The sequence below is a fragment of the Mastigocoleus testarum BC008 genome (assembly GCF_001456025.1).
GTDB lineage: Bacteria > Cyanobacteriota > Cyanobacteriia > Cyanobacteriales > Nostocaceae > Mastigocoleus > Mastigocoleus testarum.
In genome coordinates this window covers 53937-72671 of record NZ_LMTZ01000110.1, presented here as the reverse complement: position 1 = coordinate 72671, position 18735 = coordinate 53937, and the positions used below count along the sequence as shown (strand labels likewise).

Below are 18735 nucleotides of genomic sequence, written 5' to 3'. Positions count from 1 at the left end.
CATGGACGAACAGCGTCAGGAAGCTTATCTTAACCTAATTCAACAATTGCTGAGTTGTTCTATTACAGAACAAGCGAAAATTTTACAGAGAAATCTAGATTTACTTGATGCTGATTTTTTGCAGTTTGTGGAATCTATGGCGGAGATGATGTCGGAGAAAGGCGATGAAAATACCGCCAACTGGTTGGGAAGTTTGGGAAATGCACTACAAACGGTATTGAATCCAAATGTCAACTCCTCCCCGAGAACCGAACAAGTTTATGTACAATTTTTACAAGAAATTTTACGAGCAATACTAAAAAGTAAAAATGCTGGGAAGGTTATTTACCCATTACTTGCAGCAAATACAGATAAACTTGACAATGTTTTCGCTGGAATCTTACGACTTTGGGGAACAAGTTTCTTTGAACAAGAAGAAGCAGATGCTGCTGAATCTCTTGCTTGGGTTATTTTTTATTTTGGTAATTTGATTCAGGAGTTTCCTCTGGGTGATAAAGCTACCAATATAGAAATTGCGATCGCTAGCTATGAAACAGTCCTGCAAGTCTACACCCGTGAAGCTTTCCCCGAAGATTTGGCTCGAACCCAATATAATTTAGGCAATACTTACAGTGACAGAATAGTAGGAAATAAAGCCGACAACATTGAAAAAGCTATTAATTCCTACAATCGTGCATTACAAGTCTACACTCACAAAGCTTTTCCCCAACATTGGGCAATGACCCAATATAATTTAGGCAATGCTTACAGTAAGAGAATAGTAGAAGATAAAGCACAAAACATTGAAAAAGCTATTAATTCCTACAATAGTGCATTGCAAGTCTACACCCAACAAGCTTTTCCCCAACATTGGGTTCAGATCCAGAATAATTTAGGTAATGCTTATAGTAACAGAATAGTAGGAGATAAAGCCGAAAATATAGAAAAAGCCATTGATTCCTACAATCGTGTATTGCTAGTTAGAACCCGTCAAGCTTCCCCCCAGGGTTGGGCGATGACCCAATATAATTTAGCCAATGCTTACAGTGACAGAATAGTAGGAGATAAAAGCGAAAATATAGAAAAAGCCATTGATTCCTACAATTGTGCTTTGCTATTCCTTTCTAGTGAAACTTTACCCCAAGATTGGGCTGAAACCCAATATAATTTAGGCAATGCTTACAGCAACAGAATAGTAGGAGATAAAGCACAAAACATTGAAAAAGCTATTGATTCCTACAATCGTGCATTGCTAGTTATAACCCAGGAATCTTCTCCGCAAAATTGGGCTGGAATCCACAATAATTTAGGTAATGTCTACTGTAACAAAATAGTAGGAGATAAAGTCGAAAATATCGAAAAAGCCATTGATTCCTGCAATCGTGCATTGCAAGTCTACACACGTGAAGCTTTTCCTCAACAATGGGCTAGTACCCAAAATAATTTAGGCAATGCTTACAGTAAAAGAATAGTAGGAGATAAAAGCGAAAATATAGAAAAAGCCATTGATTCCTACAATCGTGCATTGCAAGTCTACACCCAACAAGCTTTCCTCCAACAATGGGCTAGGACCCACAATAATTTAGGTGCTGCTTATAGTAACAGAATAGTAGGAGATTTCGCCGAAAACATTGAACAAGCCATTGATTGCTACAATCGTGCATTGCAAGTCTACACTCAAGAAGCTTTTCCCCAAGATTGGGCGACTACCCAAAATAATTTAGGTACTGCATACGATAACAGAATAGTAGGGGATAAAGCACAAAATATTGAAAAAGCAATTGATTCCTACAATGCTGCTTTGCTAGTTATAACCCGTGAAGTTTCTCCCCAAAAATGGGCGATGACCCAACATAATTTAGGTACTGCTTACTGGGGCAGAATATTAGCAGATAAAGCACAAAACATTGAAAAAGCCATTGATTACTACAATGCTGCTTTGCAAATTTACACCCAAGAAGCTTTCCCCCACGATTGGGCTCGGACTCAAAATAACTTAGCCGTTGCTTACAGACATAGAATAGCAGGAGATAAAGCCGAAAACATTGAAAAAGTAATTGATTTGTCCAATCGTGTTTTGCTAGTTATAACCTGCGAAGCTTTTCCCCAAGATTGGGCGATTACCCAAATTACTTTAGGTAATGCTTATAGGGAAAGAATAATAGGAGATAAAGCACAAAACATTGAAAAAGCAATTGATTCGTGTAATCTTGCATTGCAAGTCTATACTCAGGAAGCTTTTCCCCACAATTGGGCGACTACCCAAAATAATTTAGGTGCTGCTTACAACGAGAGAATAGTAGGAAATAAAGCACAAAACATTGAAAAAGCCATTGATTCCTACAATCGTGCATTGCAAGTCCACACCCAGAAAGCTTTTCCCCAACAATGGGCTTTAACCCAAAATAATTTAGGTGCTGCTTATAGGGAAAGAATAATAGGAGATAAAGCACAAAACATTGAAAAAGCCATTGATTCGTGCAATCATGCATTGCAAGTTTACACCCGTGAAGCTTTCCCCCACAATTGGGCTTTAACCCAAAATAATTTAGGTGTTGCTTATGGTAAGAGAATAGTAGGAGAGAAAGCCGAAAGCATTGAAAAAATAATTGATTCGTGTGATCGTGCTTTGTTAGTTATTACCCAGGAAGCTTTTCCCCAAGATTGGGCTTTGATCCAATCTAATTTAGGCAGTGCTTACTGGGAGAGGATAATAGGAGATAAAGCCGAAAACATTGAAAAAGCTATTGATTACTACAATCGTGCTTTACAAGTCTACACCCGTGAAGCTTTCCCTCAAAAGCATGCAGAAACTTTAGAAAACCTGGGTATAGTTTACCAAGATGCAGGTAGGTTTACTTTTGCTTACAATACCTGTGAATCAGCTATTGCGATCGTAGAGTTATTGCGAGGTGAAATTATTTCTGGTGAAGAAAGCAAACGGAAGCAAGCCGAGAAATGGAATAAACTTTATCGTCGCATGGTGGAAGTATGTTTGGAGTTAGGAGAAGATACCCAAGCAATTGAATATATTGAACGTAGCAAAACCCGTAACCTAGTTGAACTTATCCTCGAACGCGATTCTAAAACCATTTTTTCCCTAGAAGTTGTTATTCAATTAGATCGACTCAGAGATGAAATAGCCAAGGGACAAGATAGAATCCAAAATGGTACAGCTAAAAATTTTACGGCTTTAGCCCAACATCTGCAGGAATTACGACAACAAAGGAAGAGCTTACAGGATAAGTCTTTACCTGTTGGTTCGAATTTCAGTTTCAATGAATTTCAAGCAACTTTAGATAGAAATACAGCCGTTATTGAGTGGTACATTACCGGTACAAGCTTGGAAACTTTTGTTATTAGCTGTAATAATCTTCAAAAGTTGCAACTATCTTTATCCACTAATGAATTGCAAACTTTAATAGACTGGGTGAATAAGTATCTATCAGGATATTATCAAAACAAAACCGAGTGGATAAATACTCTCGATTCTCGCCTCAATTATCTTGCTCAAATTTTACATATAGAAGATATCCTCAAGCTAATATCAGAAAATTATTCTCGTCTTATCCTCATTCCCCATAACTACCTACATCTCTTCCCACTTCATGCACTACCTTTAGCTAACGGTGGTTTCTTATGCGACCGCTTCTCAGATGGTGTAAGTTATGCACCCAGTTGTCAACTACTGCAACAAATAAATTTAAGACAACGCCCTAATTTTAAATCCTTATTCGCTGTTCAAAACCCTACAGAAGATTTACTCTATACCGATTTAGAAGTAGAAACTATTTCATCCCTGTTTAGTGAAAAAGAAGTTTTACAAAAAAAGCAAGCAACTCAAACTGCTTTATCTCAAGCTTCCTCTCAACTTCAAGAAGCGAATTATCTCCACTTTTCCTGTCACGTTACATTTAACTTCATTTCACCTGAAAATTCTTGTTTGCTATTAGCAGGAGGCTATGAAGATAGTAAATTAGATTTAAGTAAATGTCTGACTTTAGGTAATTTATTTGAACAAGATTTCAACCTGAATCAGTGTCGCCTTGTCGTCCTTTCTGCTTGTGAAACTGGCTTAATTGATTTCCAGAATACCAGTGATGAATACATCGGTTTACCTAGTGGTTTTCTATATGCTGGTAGCTCAAGTGTAGTAAGTAGTTTATGGACAGTAAGCGATTTATCAACATCTTTTTTAATGATTAAATTTATTCAAAATCTAAAAAACTTAGAAGATATCTCTGTACCTGTCGCCTTGAATAAAGCTCAAGCTTGGCTGAGAAATGCAACTCATGAGGATTTACAGGAATGGGCGAGTAATTTACCTTTAGATACTACAAAGAAAGGAAAAATACGCCGTCAGCTTAGAAAAATAGATTTAGAAAAACCGTTTAATTCACCTTTTCATTGGGCTGCATTTACCGCAATTGGAAAATAGGAGGATAATTAATATAATGTCTGATTATGAATTAAATATTAACAATTTTATTTTTTTACTAAAAAATCAGCCGAACTTATTTTCGAAAAAAGAAAAAGCTGAAACATTCCAATTAATAAATTCTCAATCTGATGATATGAAATCCCTTTCTAATGCAATTTCAGATTGGTGTGCAGAACATCCACGCATTGATGATGCTTTAGCAGACCTTGAGGAAATTACTACAAATGAAGTCACTTCAAGAGGACCGGGAAGCACTAAAGTTAATTCTAAGATTCCTAAATATCAACTGGATAAAAGAACTTTACTTAACGCAATTCAACAAAGTTCAGCGACTGAAGTGGATGAGAAGAAAAATAACGGTAAAATTTGATTTGCAAATTCGATAGTTCACCTGCAGTTGCAAACCGCAGACTAATAGCATAAGTCTTATAAATAAGACTAGAAAAACCTTAGTCCATTTAAATGGACTTCTGCTATTAGACTTGGACTGTAAGTCCAAGGCGGTTATTATATACGACTTATAATCACAAAATAATGGATTATCCAAAAGTAAAGGTTGCTTATCCCAAACTCACACTTTACGCCTTTCATCTACGCCATAACCTAGCCCAAGGTCACAAAAATTCACTCGAAAATGCTGCTCATCTGTGGCGAAAATGTCAAGAAATAGGTAAAATTTTGGGAATTCCTAAACTGGAGAATTTACCACTAGATAATAAGGGGAAAATATCAGATGAAGATATTATAACTTTTACAGCGATTAAACATGAAAATAATCTTCATTTAAGTGGAGAAGTTAACCGTTTAGAAATTCACGATACTTACGCTCTAGATTTAACTTTCCGCTGTAAACATCCAGAAGTAGAAACTAATAATTTAAAAATATTAAATCAAAATAACTGTTTACTTCCAACTAATATTGATGCTTCCTTAGGGCAAACTTTAGTCTTTTTTGCTCAACCTGTAGGAATAATTGATAACTATTACAGGTATGCTGATACTTGTGTAAAAGCTTTAATATCTGAAGATAAATTCAAGCAATTAGAACTTTCATGTCAGGAACAGGGAAAATTATTAAATAGCCCTATATTTGAATATAACAATAATGCTGTTAATCCTAGAGAACAGTGCCATATTTTAATTTGGTTAAACATAAACCCACAAACTACAGACTTAGAAGAAGCTGGGGAATATTATTATCCTTTAATTGATATTTTGAACTGCCGTAGTAAAATTATGTACGCCCATTCACAAGCTAGGTGGTGTTATCAACAAGCAATAACATTTTATAGCAAGTTGGAAGAGAGAGTAAATAAATTTAATCTAGTAAAAAGTAAACCTATAGCTGAAAAGTTAAAAGAATTTGAGCAATGGTTAGATGAAATACCAAAAACATCTTTTAATTATGCTCGCTACCTCAGGGATTTAGAGTTACATAAAAATACCATTAAAACTAATGTTAAAAACTATAAATTATATCTAGGCAAAATGAAACAAATTTGGCTCGAAGATGATTTAGATTTTTTATCTAACTTTGTGGAGCTAGCTGAAGATACCTTTATTGAACAAATTAATACAGACCTAGCTTATCTGACTTCCGGTCAAAATCTATTTGAGCAACTGATCGAATCTATTCGCGGAATTGTTGAAATCGAACAAACTAGACGCGACCGTTCCTTAGAAAAAACAGTACAAATAGTTGGTATCGGTTTGGGTGGTGGTGCGATCGCTTCAGGAATCATCACCCAACATATCGATAAACCCTTTGCACCAACAATTAATTTTAAATATCCAGTTCATCCCATTGTATCTTCCTTGTTTTGGAGCGTACTAGCTACTGGAGTTTGTCTTTTATTGGGTTGGTGGTTAACTGTGTGGAGAGAAAATAAAGCTTCTAGCTCTAAAAAATGAACGGGGCTTGAAATTATCTCATACTTAAGCAAAAAGTTTGAATTTATCTGTTAAATATACTTCTTAAGTATATTTTTTTAGCATTCGCCAATAATGTAGCTTTATCAATAATCAGCTCCAATCTGGTTTTTTAAATATTTTTAATTTGCACCAATTTGGTATTTTAGTTCCCTTTTCTTGGGAAGATATTAAATATATCCAAGTATCTTTATGATTTTTATTATCTTAGTCAGCAATCATGTTACCTTCTTTTAAGCTGCCTTTCCTTAAAACTCACTTATTTGCGCCACTCTACACCAGTCTTGCAATATTAACAGTCCTATTACTAGGACAGGAAGCTGTAAGTTTTATGGTAGAAGCTTCCGAACAACAAAATGTCAATTTAGTCAATCGCCGTCAAGAAATAAAACGTGAAGGAGAACATCTACTAGGAGCAATTTTAGAAGAGAAGATTGCCTTAAGAGATTACGTCATGAATCGTGATGATTCCAGTTTAAAAAGTTATCGCAGAGGAGAAGATAAGTTTCGCAATAGCATAGCTAGTTTGTCAGAGTTAGTGCAAGAAGATTCCTTCCAGATTAAACAAATAGATGAAATTAGAACCTTTTACGCTCGTTGGAAAGTTCAATTAACTCAAAAAGTCTTCGATGGTTCTTTAAATTTGAATGATTTAGTTAAACAAGACTCTGTGGAACCCTTAAGAGTCTCTGTTAGGAGTATACTCGACTATGAAAAAAAGCTTTTGACACAACATCAGCAAAAGTTGAATCTACTAAATCAAATCGATATGGGTTTAAGGGGATTTAATATCATTGTGGTTCTAGCAGGAGTTGGAATAAATATCTTACTAATGCGCCGAAGAATTGAATTTCCTTTAAAGCAGTTAACCGAGGTCGGTCAATCCTGGGGAGCAGGAAAATTAGATACTCAATTCAACTATTTATCTCCCGACGAAATCGGTAGACTGACTGAAGTACTCAATGCTATGGCTCGAGATATTGGTACTCGTCAGGAACGCATTCAACAACGCAACCAACATTTAGAAGATTTAATCGGCACATTATCTCACGATTTACGCACTCCGCTCTTAGCAAATCGCAGTACGCTAGATGCAATATTGGGAGGTGCATTTGGTCCCGTCAACGACACCTTAAAAGAGTTATTAAAAGAATACCGCCTGGCTAATAACGATTTACTTAAACTTCTCGAAACTCTATTGGACATTAGCCGTTACGAAGCTGGACTGAGTCAAATTCTCAATCGAGAACCATTAAATTGGGAAAAACTTTTCGGTCGTGTTATATCTTCAAATCACGCTGTAACCAAAAAAAAGTGTCAGTTATTACAAAAGATTCCACCATCATTACCAGTAGTTTACGGCGACATTGTCGAAATCAGACGAGTATTACAAAATTTACTTGATAATGCAGTGCAGGTGAGCGAACCGGGTAAAAGAGTATGTCTTGAAGTCAAAGCGATCAATTCCCAACAAGTTGAGGTCTGCGTTCATGACGAAGGTCCTGGAATACCTGATCGCGACAAAGACAAATTATTTTATCGTTTTGTTCAGGGACGAGGTCGAAAAGGAAAAGCAGGTTTAGGACTTTACCTCTGTCGCCAAATCGTAGAAGCTCATAAAGGAACTATTCGGGTCGAAAGTAAGGTTGGTAAAGGAACTAGGTTTTGTTTCACTCTACCAGTACAAGAAGTGCGATCCAGGTCGGATTTAAAACAAAAACAAGAAGAAACAACATGTCTGAAGTGAGAGAAAATTCACCTATTCGCGTTCTCCTTGCAGAGGATCATAATCTCATACGTCTGGGTTTGAAAGGACAATTTAGCTTAGAAAAAGAGTTTGAGGTTGTTGGGGAAGCTAAAAATGGACAAGAAGCCATTCAATTGACCAATGAAATCAACCCAGATGTGGTGCTGATGGATATCGATATGCCGGTAGTTGATGGTATCACAGCTACCCAGGAAATTAAAAATGGGGCTAATCCTCCTCGGGTTATAGCCCTAAGTGCTTTTGGTGAAGACAGTCAAGTAATTGCAATGCTTGCAGCTGGAGCAGATGGTTACTGTCTCAAAACTATTGAATGGCCTCAATTGCTAGCAGTTATACGCTTAATTCAAGGTGGTGGAACTTACCTCGACCCTCAAATTGCTTACAAAGTAGCTATTATGCTTAAATCAACGGTCACTCCTTCACCAAAACCTGCTATCGGTGACTCTCCAGTTCCTGTATTGAGCGATCGCGAACGAGAAGTACTACAAATGATTAGTGAAGGAATGTCAAACCCAGAAATTTCCAAGCAACTATATCTTTCTTTGGGAACAGTTAAATCTTATGTGCGGAATATTCTTAATAAATTAAGTGTGGACGATCGCGTTCAAGCAGCAGCAAAAGCAGTAAGAGAGGGATTAATTTAAATTTAAGTTCGATCGCAAAAAAGAATTTCACAACCATATCTTAGAAGAATCCATTTCTCAGAGCAAATGATTTTTTGGCATTGGCGATTAATTATTTTTTCAAATATGTAATGCCTATTTTTTCTACTGCTTTTGTACTATGATATATTTTGCTTTAAATGCTAGCAAGGCATAAAATTATATAGTCATTTACTATAACCATGTGCTATGGCGAAAGTTTTGATAGAGCGAAAGTTTTGATATTCTCAATTCTATTGTTTCGAGGGATATAATGAGGAAAATATTTGTAGTAGTATTTATATCTATAATCCTAGCTTCTTGTAGCGGTGGCACTTCAAGTAATAGTAAAAGAACTACTCGCAGTACAAATACAGTCAGTAGTAGCAATCAAATTGTAACTAATGATGGCTCATCCGTACAACCTGCTAATGGGGATGCCGTTCTTCAAGTGAATGGCGCTCTTATTGGACCAGATTCTAATGGTAAGCCTGTTATTCTTGAAGATCCTAACGGTGATACTACCCTTACTGAAAATCCTGACGGTACTTTCACTGTTACTAATGGTTCTGGTGGTACAACTATATTTACTAGTAATCCTTTCTCCCCTTGACTGTCCCAACAGCAATTCTTGATTTTTGATGTTTTCACAATTTAATTGATTCGTAAAATTAAATATTGCTTTGAGAAAGAAAAATATACTTTACTTTCTCAAAGTTAATTTTTTATGATAAAGAGACTAGTAGATTTGTTTTTTAGAATTAATTTTAGGATTACTCTTTTAGATCGATACATTATTAAAGAGCTAATTCCAAAATTCTTTTTCAGTGTCGTTATTTGCTCTATTGTTGCAGAAGTCGTAGGTATATCTTTTGAAGAAATCAAATTTGCAATTGAGGAAGATTTATCTACTGCGATCGCAGTATATACTCATTGGTTAAAACTACCGGCTTTTATTTGCATTGTTCTACCATTTACTTTATTAATCTCTAATCTTCTTGTTTATCAGAAGTTATCTAGTAAAAATGAAATTATTGCTCTACAAAGTATTGGAATTAGCTTGTATCGTCTCAGCATTCCTTCATTGGCGATCGCCTGTGTTGCAATGATATTTATGTTTACTATTCAGGAAGTGATTGTTCCTCCTGCAAATTACGAAGCAGCGATAAATCTAGAGCGGGAATTAAATGTAGATCGGACTCAACTAGCTAAATATAACAAAAAGGAAATTATCTATCAGGAATTTGAAACTGAAGAAAATCGTAAACATTTAAAAATACTATTTTTCGCTGAGCGTTTTGATGGGAAAAAAATGCTCGAAATTACCTTACTTAAATTTAAAAATAAACAACTCAGACAAATAATACTTGCTCGTTCCGCACAATGGGATAAAAAACAACAAAAATGGCAATTATTTTCTGGTGTTTCGAATATATTGAATCCAGAGGGTGATTATATTAGTACCCGTAAATTCGAACAATTACCCTTGAATTTAGGCAGAAAAGTTTTTGATTATGCTAGTGACGATCGCGATCATCGTGAGATGAATATTATTGAACTATATCGCAGATTAGCACTTGTGAGAGATACCGCAAATACTAAAAAAGTTCGTGAAATCGAAATTAGTATTCAACAAAGGTATGCTGCACCAGTTTCTTGTATGATATTTACCCTGCTTGGTTCAGCTTTGGGAATAAACTCAAAAAGAAAAGCAAAATATAACAGCTTTACTGTTGCAGCAATTGTTATTGTAGTTTATTGCTGTGCTCAATTTGTGAGTACAACTTTAAGTGTTTCACAGGCGATTTCAATATTTTGGGGAGTTTGGTTTCCCAATTTATTAGGTTTATCTATTGGTTATTTTATACTAATGCGCAAGAATTAAAAATAGTCAATAAAATCAAGACATAAAAAGGAATATTATGTCCTAAAAATAGAGATTTTATTATTGACTTATTATGAGAATAACTAGACATTAATAAGTATCAGAGGTTTGCTTTTTCACGAAATTATTTGTGAAACAAAGCATTTATATATTTGACTCAATTGTATTAAAGAGGTTTAAATTAATGTCTGCACTTCAAATTTCTCAATTAGCACCTGTAAATGCTTTGAATGAACTAGATGTGTTAGATCAAGAATCTGTAAATGGTGGTTTCTTCCTTTCATTATCGTATTCAGGTGGTACAAAGCTGACAAGAATAACCGAATTAAAGAATGTGTTTAGTGGAGGTAATCCACCTAATCTAAAAAATCAGGTAGTAGCTACTGGTGGTTCTACCGTAGTTATTGACAGTTCTATTCCTTTACCCGGATAAGTTTAGCTAATAAATTGTTAGGAAATATTCGAATTGCTGTTTTCGTTGATTTTTAAGACAGTATGTGACAAATTTTCATCAAAAGATATTCTTGATTCAATATCTTTTGATGAGTAAAATTTAATCAAATTTATTTCATTCGTTAGTTAACTGAGAGCAAATCAAATAATGATCAAATTTCAAGAATTAGATTTGAATCCAAATAATTTTTTGAATGAGTTAAATATATTAGCTCAAAGCAAAATTAATGGAGGCTTAAAGGCAACAAACTCTATGAGATTATATGACAATGGAACTGTTTCTGCGATGAATGTGGTTCATTTTGAGGCTGGCGATATTAATAAAGTCGTTAATCAAGTGAACGCACCTCCAGGAAGTTTTGTTTATCTTCCCTATAAAGATAATGGCAATGTACTTAATCAAGTTAATGCTAGTGGTTCTGATACTATGGTAATTTTGCAAGGATTCTAGTTGTCATTCCAATCATATCTAGCTTCATGAGCAAACATCTTCAATTCACAAGGAATAATATCATGGTTATGCACATTTATAATCTAGATAGAAACAGCTTTCCGTATGAACTAGATAATTTAAAACAGGAAGAAGTAAAAGGAGGTTTTAGTGGAGATAAAACTACTGAGTTTCATGCTACAAAAATTCCTTTTACAGATGGATTCAGTCTTAGTATCAACGGCGAGGTAGTTGCTAGTTTAGATTTTAAGCCTTTTGGTTTGAATGTTATTTTAAGCCGCAAAAATAATAACCAAGTTTTAACCTCTGGTAATTCTCAAGTAACGATTGATGGACAAAAGTTCTAAGTAAAATCAATCAAGGCTGTAATATTGATTCCTCTAGCCTGCCCATAATTATTTGTTGACAGGAAAAATAACTAATTTTTTATTTTATATAACTAGATGCTTCTAAAATGGCTATCTAGTTTTTTAATATTTGTTCATATAAAAATTATTCTCTAGTTGCTTAATAATTCCCGCTTCGCCCATTTTTTTTTGAAGTTAGAGAAATAGCCAAAAAGCAGAAAAGTCTATTTACTGTAAGGGTTTGAAATATTTATAATAATTTTTCTCAAACAATCACCCAACTCTAAAAACTCTATTTTTATCTAATCTGATAATTAAGGTGGAGTAGTGGATCTTTGTTATAATCAAACACCTTGATTAAATCGTTGAGCTTTTTTCTAACTCGATTTTAAATGGGCGAACCGTGAGTAATAACATGATATAACAAGGAAAATTCAAATAATTATTGTGAGCAAATTGTACATTATGCTTAAAAAATATCATAATATGCATAATTAAAGAGTTGCATAAAATAAGTTATAGCTCAATTTATATCAATCGGGAAAAGACATAATATCACTATTTTTTGTCTTATTCATTTTAAATAAATTATTGATTAATCAGTTTTTAATTAATAGAATTAAGTTAATTACATCAGAGGTGTAGTTAATCAAATATTTAATGAATGGAGTAAGTAGTTAATGGCTGATATTAAATTGACTCAACTAGTTTCTAGAACTGAAGAATTGACACCAAATGAATCTCATGCAATCATCGGTGGAAATTTTATCAAGACAATTACTGGAATTACTCAAATAGGAACAGGAATATTATCATTACATGCAGGATTAAATACTCTACAAAGTGGCAATACACAGCAGCCTAATGCTCCTAGTGGTGGTAGCAACCCAACTCAAATTTTGGCTTATCAGGAGTTTTTTGCACCCGATACTATTGCTGGGATTTAAAACCGCATAACAAAGAGGTAAAAGCTTTCTAGTTTATTAATTTTGTAATTTTACCTAAGCCTAATTTGCGAATTCATGCATTGAATCATAGAAAATTATCGTCAAAATAACTACTAATTATTTGACTGAGTTATTAGTTACATGAGCTTATAAAAGCTTACCATGATTGCGTTCTACTTCGCCACATCGGAGGGAGGTGAACGCCTTCATCCTACTGTAATTATAGTGTGGGTATACAAGCTAACTATTAACAGCAATATTCCTTTTTTATTAGTAGTTAAAATGTTTACATTGCTGAGTGAATAAAGGAGGTATTTTAATGTCAAAGATTCTAATCGAACCTTTGAACTTCAAGAACCATGATCATTTATTTCAGTTACATCGTTTGGAAACAAGGCAGGATAATTTGTCTAAAATAGATGATGCAATTCTTAAGCAAGTTTATGGTGGTGGTAGATTACCAGATGCGAATGAATTAGCAGTTATAGTCGCTTTAAGAAATACAGACCCATCACGCATCTTGACAGGTGCTATTTTGGACGATAAATCAATATCCATCAATATCGCGGTATTCGAAGCAGGTAGTTCTGGGAACACTAGTCATCAAATCAACGGATAAAGTATTTGTCTAGTTAATTAATCAAAATTAAGAGGTAAGTATGATGGCAAAACTTCAAATTGCTCATCTAAATTTTAATGAGTATGCTATTAGTCTAAATCACCAGATACAAAGACAAGTAAAAGGTGGATTTAACACTGAATTGTTTAACTTACTGGAACAAAACAAAGAAAATATAGTGGGTTCTTATGGAGATATTCCAAATGCAAATGCTTTTATGTTTAATATTCAGATAGATATTGGTTCTAATAATCAGATCTATCAATCTCCCGTTTAATTTCCAGATAGTTAACTCAAAAATTGTTAAAGTCAGGGCTTAACTATTTACAGAGTAATATTCAATACAATCATAGTGAGAGCAAAACAATGGCAACACTTCAAATTAAACAATTAATAAACTCAACAGTCCAAATTACTAGTAAACAACAACAAGAAGTACATGGTGGTGGTGCAAGCGAACTTTTGGAAGGATATGCAAATGGAAGTTACCGCTTGGAACAATCAGGTTCACTATTTAATTTTGTAGATGCTCCAGGGAATAAAGTTGGTACTCTCATCAACAAGGGTGGTTATAATTTTTTCATACACAAAGGTAGTATTGAAGCTGTCAAAGGTGGGAGTATAGATTCAGTTCTAAATGTTGGTGCAATATCGAGGTTTTGATAAAAAAAAACTCTAATAAAGTTTTCAGGGAACAGTGAACAGGTCGTTCTTCTCTCCTGTTCCCTGTTCCCTTCTTGTTGAAAACTAATCAAGATAAGCATAAAAACTTTCTCCCCCTCTAAGTATTAGGTAGATAATATAATTTTTTAGGTAGATAATATAATTTTTAATGTAAAAGTTACGTAGTTATTACACCATAACAAATGAAAAAGTATATATTATTTTTGCCATTCGTTTTTGTTAGTGTTTTTGTTGTTATAGTTTCATCGGTTTTTCTACCTCAGATTAAAGTAGAAATCACTATACAGCCTCAATCTCAATCAATTGTTAAAGCTGATAAACCAGACAATTCAGTTAAAAATAAAGCACACTGCATATTTTTATATCAAGAAAGAAACGTAGATAAGATTATTGACAAGATCAATAAATATTACGATCGGGGATATCGCCTCAAAGGTTTTTCTGCTACATCTACTGGTACGGGATTAACAGGAGTAGGAGACACGATCACATTTTATGCTCCTGTTTGTAAAGAGTAATAACTAAAAAACGGGGAATAATTCTGGTGTAGAAAGTTATTTTTTCTTTATTTAAACGAATACAACTAACGCAACCGATAACAAGAATTTGGTATCAGTTGCGTTAATTTGTGTGGAAATAAGGAACCACTAAATATATGAAATATTAAGATTATCGCTCGCCTTTACATCAAAAAGTAATGCCAGCGTATTGTCTCCACTATTGACAAAAGTGAAATTATCGTCTGATGTAGAAAAAGTAATATCTGATTTATCTGCTATCCCAGAAATTGCTAAAGTGTCATTATCTATCTCAAAATCAGATATCAGTGCAGTTCCATTATTATCTAGCACAAAAGTATCTTTTTCTTCTCCACCTATAAGCAAGTTGTAACCTTCACCTCCAACGAGGACATCATTACCACTTAGCCCTAATAAAATATCGTTTCCTTCTTCACCAACAAGATAGTCATTACCTCCATATCCCAACAAAGTATCATTTCCTTTCTGTCCGTAAAAATTCTCTGCTTCAGAAGTACCTATGAGCAAATCGCTACTTTCGGAGCCTGTATACTTGCTGCTAAAAGAGTTTATGACCGCTTGGTCGGCTTGAACTAGGGGTGCATTTGTCTGCGTTGAGGAGAGTTGCAATCCTGTTTCTTGTAGCACTGAACGCACCACTTCAGGAGAAAGATTTTCTGCTCCTCCAGCCCTTTCTAACATCAAAGCTATTATTCCTGCGACATGAGGAGCTGCTGCTGAAGTACCTCTAAATGGATTAAAGGAAGTTTCAGTATCAAAATTAGTTACAACACCATCGGTTGCAAACACCTGAGGCTTTTCTCTGAAAATTGGTTGAGAAAGTTTTTGACCTTCTGAATCAAATAAAATAGGTGCGCCACCAGTACTGGAATACTTTCTAGGTTCTAAAGGATTTTCAATATCAGATGCACCTACAGCAATAACACCTCGAGCATTAGCTGGTCCAAAGACCGTAGAATTGATTGTGTTTTCATCAATATATTCATAATCCGTATTCCGATCAGAACCATTAGCGGTACTAATCCACTTGATTTGGTTAGATGAAGAAGTAGAATCAGCCTGTTTAGCAATTAAAAGATATAGTTCCTCATCTGGTTGAGCAGAATAAGTAAGAAGTTGTCGTAACGGATCGTCTAATGCCTCTTTAGAAGGAATAGTAGAGACACTTAATATATTATTTTCATTGGGAAGCTCTGGACTAGAGAGTAAAAACATCTCATATCCTGAGTTCGTATTATCTATTGGTTCATCCCAAGTAAGAAGTGGCTGAATAGTACTTCCTTTCTTAGATACTCGAATGTCTTGAAATAAATCAACGTTATTTCCTGGGTCAAAATCATGAGCTTCAAAAGTCGTATCGCCAATAGAAAAAGTGGTACTGGGACGAAACTTACTTTCGTAAGATATATTGGCATTATTACCAGCTGCAGAAACATAGACAATCCCTTCAGAAACAGCCTTATCTATGGTCTGTGCTGCTTTTCCATCTTGATAAATTGTAGTGGCAAACTGAGCATCATCAACGATGATATCTACATCAGCAGCAACAAGTGCATTAACTGCATTTGCATAACTTGAATCATTAGTATCGATAGAATTTTTACCTTCACCACCAATAAAGGTATGAAAATATAACTCAGCACCTGGTGCCATATCATGAACGATTTGGGCTAAGGCTCGACCTTCGTCATCTGCAAATGGAGAATCTTGTCCAATATCTTGAAGAATTTGAATGGGTGTAGTTCTTTCATCTGGATTTTCTGCTCCAGGTAAATCACCAGTGATTACATCATCTGAAAGTGTTTTTTGTGAATTAAAACTGGTAGAAATAATTCCTATTTTTATTCCCGTACCATCAACATTAAAAAGCTGGCGAGCAATATTAGCTTTTAATGCTTTATCGCCTTCTGTTATTATTTTGCCACTCATTTGAATATTTTTAACTAGACTATAGTTTGTAAAAATAAAATATTTGCCGCTAATCGAAATTTATTTTTAGATAGATAATCAGTTACCATAGTAAAATATTTTTGATTTCTCCTTGGGAAATGATTCAAACAATTGATAAGGGCTGAATAAAATAGTAATTTCAGCATTTCCAGCTATAGTGCCGGCGTTGCATATTTTCAGGATGATAAGCAGATTTGCATAAGCTGAAACAATTGATAAATAAGGAGAAATTTTTTTGCGTATATTTGAATCATCTCGTATTGATGCAACGCCATAGTGTCTCTACTAATGACAAATGGGAAACCAATGGTCGCAACAAATACCATTTGTTTATTTTCATAAGATAGTTTTTCAAATTCTTCATTATTTATATTTAATCAAGACTTACACATTCGTAACGTTAGCATTTAGCTTACTGTAGTGTTACGGATCCCAAATTAAGTATTTTGGCTTAGCCACTTTCTTGCATCGTAATAACTGTAATTATGTTGTCCGTGCGTAAGTCTTATTAGTTAACAGTTTTATGAAGCTATCTCAATTTTTTTAATATGTTGGCTAACTGTTTTGTTTTTTAGAAAATAATTGGGTATAAAAAAGTACGATTAATTTTGACAGAATAGGAGCAACCAGTCCAAAGCTTACTGTAAAAAGAATAATCATCTGAATTGGTTTATTCTCTTTCAGAGCAAAAGCATAAAATATTAGACCCAAAAAAAGTCCCAATGTGAAAATTGAGATTGTATATTTACTTAAAATTTTTCTGATGTTTATGGTGCGATTTTTGACAATAAATATTTCAAATACATCGTCGATAACACTAGACAAAATAGCACAAAAGCATCCGCCAGTGATTGCAAACACTATAATATTATTTGACTCTGCTAAATGGAACATTATTAATTTATCCTCTATTTATTTCTGAAATAATGCTAATCATAACCTTTAATATTAAGCAACACTTCAGTATTTGTTAACTCAGTTTTGTGTGAGAAACCTCTAGCATAAGCTTCTTGGCATTTAGTAGCATTACAGGCATTGAATTATTCAATTTAAATGTGCTTCAGCTTAACTAGAGGTTGTTTTTTGAGTTTATAGCAGAATTTAGAAGCCAGGAGTAGAATCCGCTTTATAACTGACTTTCAGTTTTTGAACTGTACCCCACTTAGTTGGAATCCGCTACATGTTACTTAGGGTTTGCTGAATAAAACTGAAACCTATAACAGACAAGCTTTTTAAGCTTTTTTGTGCCAAACAAGTGCAGGGAAATAATGTTTATAGTCTCAAAAACCTTGCACTTTATTCCCTGACATCCCTGGGTAAATTAGAAACCAAGGGACGAAACTAATATTTTGCAAGCTATGTGGCTTCTAGATTCGCGAAACTCTACTTTTTCAGCAAGCCCTACTTAAATTCTCAAAAATATTCAAAATTTAGGGATTGCAAACCTCAAATTTTTATTTTTTTAGGATAAATGGTTTAACCTTCAAGAGCAGCGCCTTTAGGACCGCCAAATGCAGCACCAATACCAGTTGCAATCCCTATTTTGCCTAGACTACTAGTCCAAAATTTTCCGTTAATTGCTGATGGGTCGTACCAACCATTTACACCGACATCCCAAACAGTATTAGCTACACCAGCTACAAAGCCTGCAGCTCCGCCATAAAGTTTCTCTGTCTCCTCTTCTGTTAGTTCAACATTACTTGGTTTCAAATTTGTAAGTTCTAGCATTTATTTATTTCCTAATATTTTTTCTGCTTTTACGTCACAGCAAAACTTGTCTTACTGTTATTAATCATGGTCATTTATTTGGAATAAAAAATCAATATGTTTAAGCATATAAAAAAGACATATGATAATTACTTTTTGTCCGAATAAATAGCAAATAAAATAGACCAGATTTAAAATATAAACAAGGTGATTTCATTAACTTCTAACTTGCACATTTTAAAACCCTTATATAGTAAAACTTTCAGCTAAAGTCAAAAAAATGTGCTAGTTTCATTCATTGGGAGGGAGATTTAGTACTTTTGACTTATGTCCTACGGACACGCGATGCTAATGATTTTTGACTTTTGACTTTCCCTCCTGGGGCGCTCATATCT

At 34.4% G+C, this 18735-nt stretch carries 18 protein-coding genes; 15 read left to right on the top strand and 3 right to left on the bottom strand.

What is annotated here, in order from left to right; all coding sequences use genetic code 11:
• Nucleotide 1: 1 nt before the first annotated feature.
• The 15 genes from BC008_RS27400 (at nucleotide 2) to BC008_RS27330 (ending at nucleotide 14662) form a co-directional block, all read left to right on the top strand.
• Nucleotides 2-4417: a CHAT domain-containing protein gene (locus tag BC008_RS27400; protein ID WP_058184055.1), complete on the top strand. Its 4416-nt coding sequence runs from the start codon at nucleotides 2-4 to the stop codon at nucleotides 4415-4417.
• Between the two features lie 16 nt (nucleotides 4418-4433).
• Entirely contained in the window at nucleotides 4434-4790 is a 357-nt protein-coding gene (locus BC008_RS27395; protein WP_058184054.1) for a hypothetical protein, read from the top strand.
• A gap of 164 nt (nucleotides 4791-4954) precedes the next feature.
• Nucleotides 4955-6331, top strand: a complete 1377-nt coding sequence (locus BC008_RS27390; RefSeq protein WP_058184053.1) for a hypothetical protein — start codon at nucleotides 4955-4957, stop codon at nucleotides 6329-6331.
• 238 nt (nucleotides 6332-6569) lie between these two features.
• Complete coding sequence (locus BC008_RS27385; protein ID WP_036266698.1) at nucleotides 6570-8096, top strand: sensor histidine kinase; 1527 nt, start codon at nucleotides 6570-6572, stop codon at nucleotides 8094-8096.
• On the top strand, nucleotides 8084-8761 hold the full coding sequence (locus tag BC008_RS27380; protein ID WP_027844869.1) for a response regulator: 678 nt from the start codon (nucleotides 8084-8086) through the stop codon (nucleotides 8759-8761). The genes BC008_RS27385 and BC008_RS27380 overlap by 13 nt, the downstream gene beginning before the upstream one ends.
• A gap of 271 nt (nucleotides 8762-9032) precedes the next feature.
• Nucleotides 9033-9371, top strand: coding sequence for a hypothetical protein (locus BC008_RS27375; protein WP_058184052.1), 339 nt, complete (start codon nucleotides 9033-9035; stop codon nucleotides 9369-9371).
• 114 nt (nucleotides 9372-9485) lie between these two features.
• Entirely contained in the window at nucleotides 9486-10643 is a 1158-nt protein-coding gene (locus tag BC008_RS27370; protein WP_027844868.1) for an LptF/LptG family permease, read from the top strand.
• 184 nt (nucleotides 10644-10827) lie between these two features.
• Nucleotides 10828-11076: a hypothetical protein gene (locus BC008_RS27365; RefSeq protein ID WP_058184051.1), complete on the top strand. Its 249-nt coding sequence runs from the start codon at nucleotides 10828-10830 to the stop codon at nucleotides 11074-11076.
• A 168-nt stretch (nucleotides 11077-11244) separates the two neighbouring features.
• Nucleotides 11245-11547 carry a hypothetical protein gene (locus tag BC008_RS27360; RefSeq protein WP_027844867.1) on the top strand — a complete coding sequence of 101 codons (303 nt, stop codon included), beginning with the start codon at nucleotides 11245-11247 and terminating at the stop codon, nucleotides 11545-11547.
• A gap of 62 nt (nucleotides 11548-11609) precedes the next feature.
• On the top strand, nucleotides 11610-11894 hold the full coding sequence (locus BC008_RS27355; protein WP_058184050.1) for a hypothetical protein: 285 nt from the start codon (nucleotides 11610-11612) through the stop codon (nucleotides 11892-11894).
• Nucleotides 11895-12574: 680 nt separating this feature from the next.
• Nucleotides 12575-12841: a hypothetical protein gene (locus BC008_RS27350; protein ID WP_027844865.1), complete on the top strand. Its 267-nt coding sequence runs from the start codon at nucleotides 12575-12577 to the stop codon at nucleotides 12839-12841.
• 319 nt (nucleotides 12842-13160) lie between these two features.
• Complete coding sequence (locus BC008_RS27345) at nucleotides 13161-13460, top strand: hypothetical protein (RefSeq protein ID WP_027844864.1); 300 nt, start codon at nucleotides 13161-13163, stop codon at nucleotides 13458-13460.
• A gap of 40 nt (nucleotides 13461-13500) precedes the next feature.
• Nucleotides 13501-13737 carry a hypothetical protein gene (locus tag BC008_RS27340; RefSeq protein WP_027844863.1) on the top strand — a complete coding sequence of 79 codons (237 nt, stop codon included), beginning with the start codon at nucleotides 13501-13503 and terminating at the stop codon, nucleotides 13735-13737.
• Nucleotides 13738-13826: 89 nt separating this feature from the next.
• The gene (locus BC008_RS27335; protein WP_027844862.1) at nucleotides 13827-14123 is read left to right on the top strand and encodes a hypothetical protein; all 297 of its coding nucleotides are present in this window, start codon (nucleotides 13827-13829) and stop codon (nucleotides 14121-14123) included.
• 203 nt (nucleotides 14124-14326) lie between these two features.
• Nucleotides 14327-14662 carry a hypothetical protein gene (locus BC008_RS27330; protein ID WP_036266695.1) on the top strand — a complete coding sequence of 112 codons (336 nt, stop codon included), beginning with the start codon at nucleotides 14327-14329 and terminating at the stop codon, nucleotides 14660-14662.
• Nucleotides 14663-14791: 129 nt separating this feature from the next.
• On the opposite strand, the gene BC008_RS52505 is transcribed toward BC008_RS27330, so the two are convergent.
• From BC008_RS52505 to BC008_RS27315, 3 genes are all read right to left on the bottom strand, one after another.
• Nucleotides 14792-16612, bottom strand: coding sequence for a S8 family serine peptidase (locus tag BC008_RS52505; protein WP_027844861.1), 1821 nt, complete (start codon nucleotides 16610-16612; stop codon nucleotides 14792-14794).
• A 576-nt stretch (nucleotides 16613-17188) separates the two neighbouring features.
• The gene (locus BC008_RS49725; RefSeq protein WP_027844860.1) at nucleotides 17189-17527 is read right to left on the bottom strand and encodes a hypothetical protein; all 339 of its coding nucleotides are present in this window, start codon (nucleotides 17525-17527) and stop codon (nucleotides 17189-17191) included.
• Between the two features lie 582 nt (nucleotides 17528-18109).
• Nucleotides 18110-18361: a hypothetical protein gene (locus tag BC008_RS27315; RefSeq protein ID WP_027841883.1), complete on the bottom strand. Its 252-nt coding sequence runs from the start codon at nucleotides 18359-18361 to the stop codon at nucleotides 18110-18112.
• Nucleotides 18362-18735 lie beyond the last annotated feature (374 nt).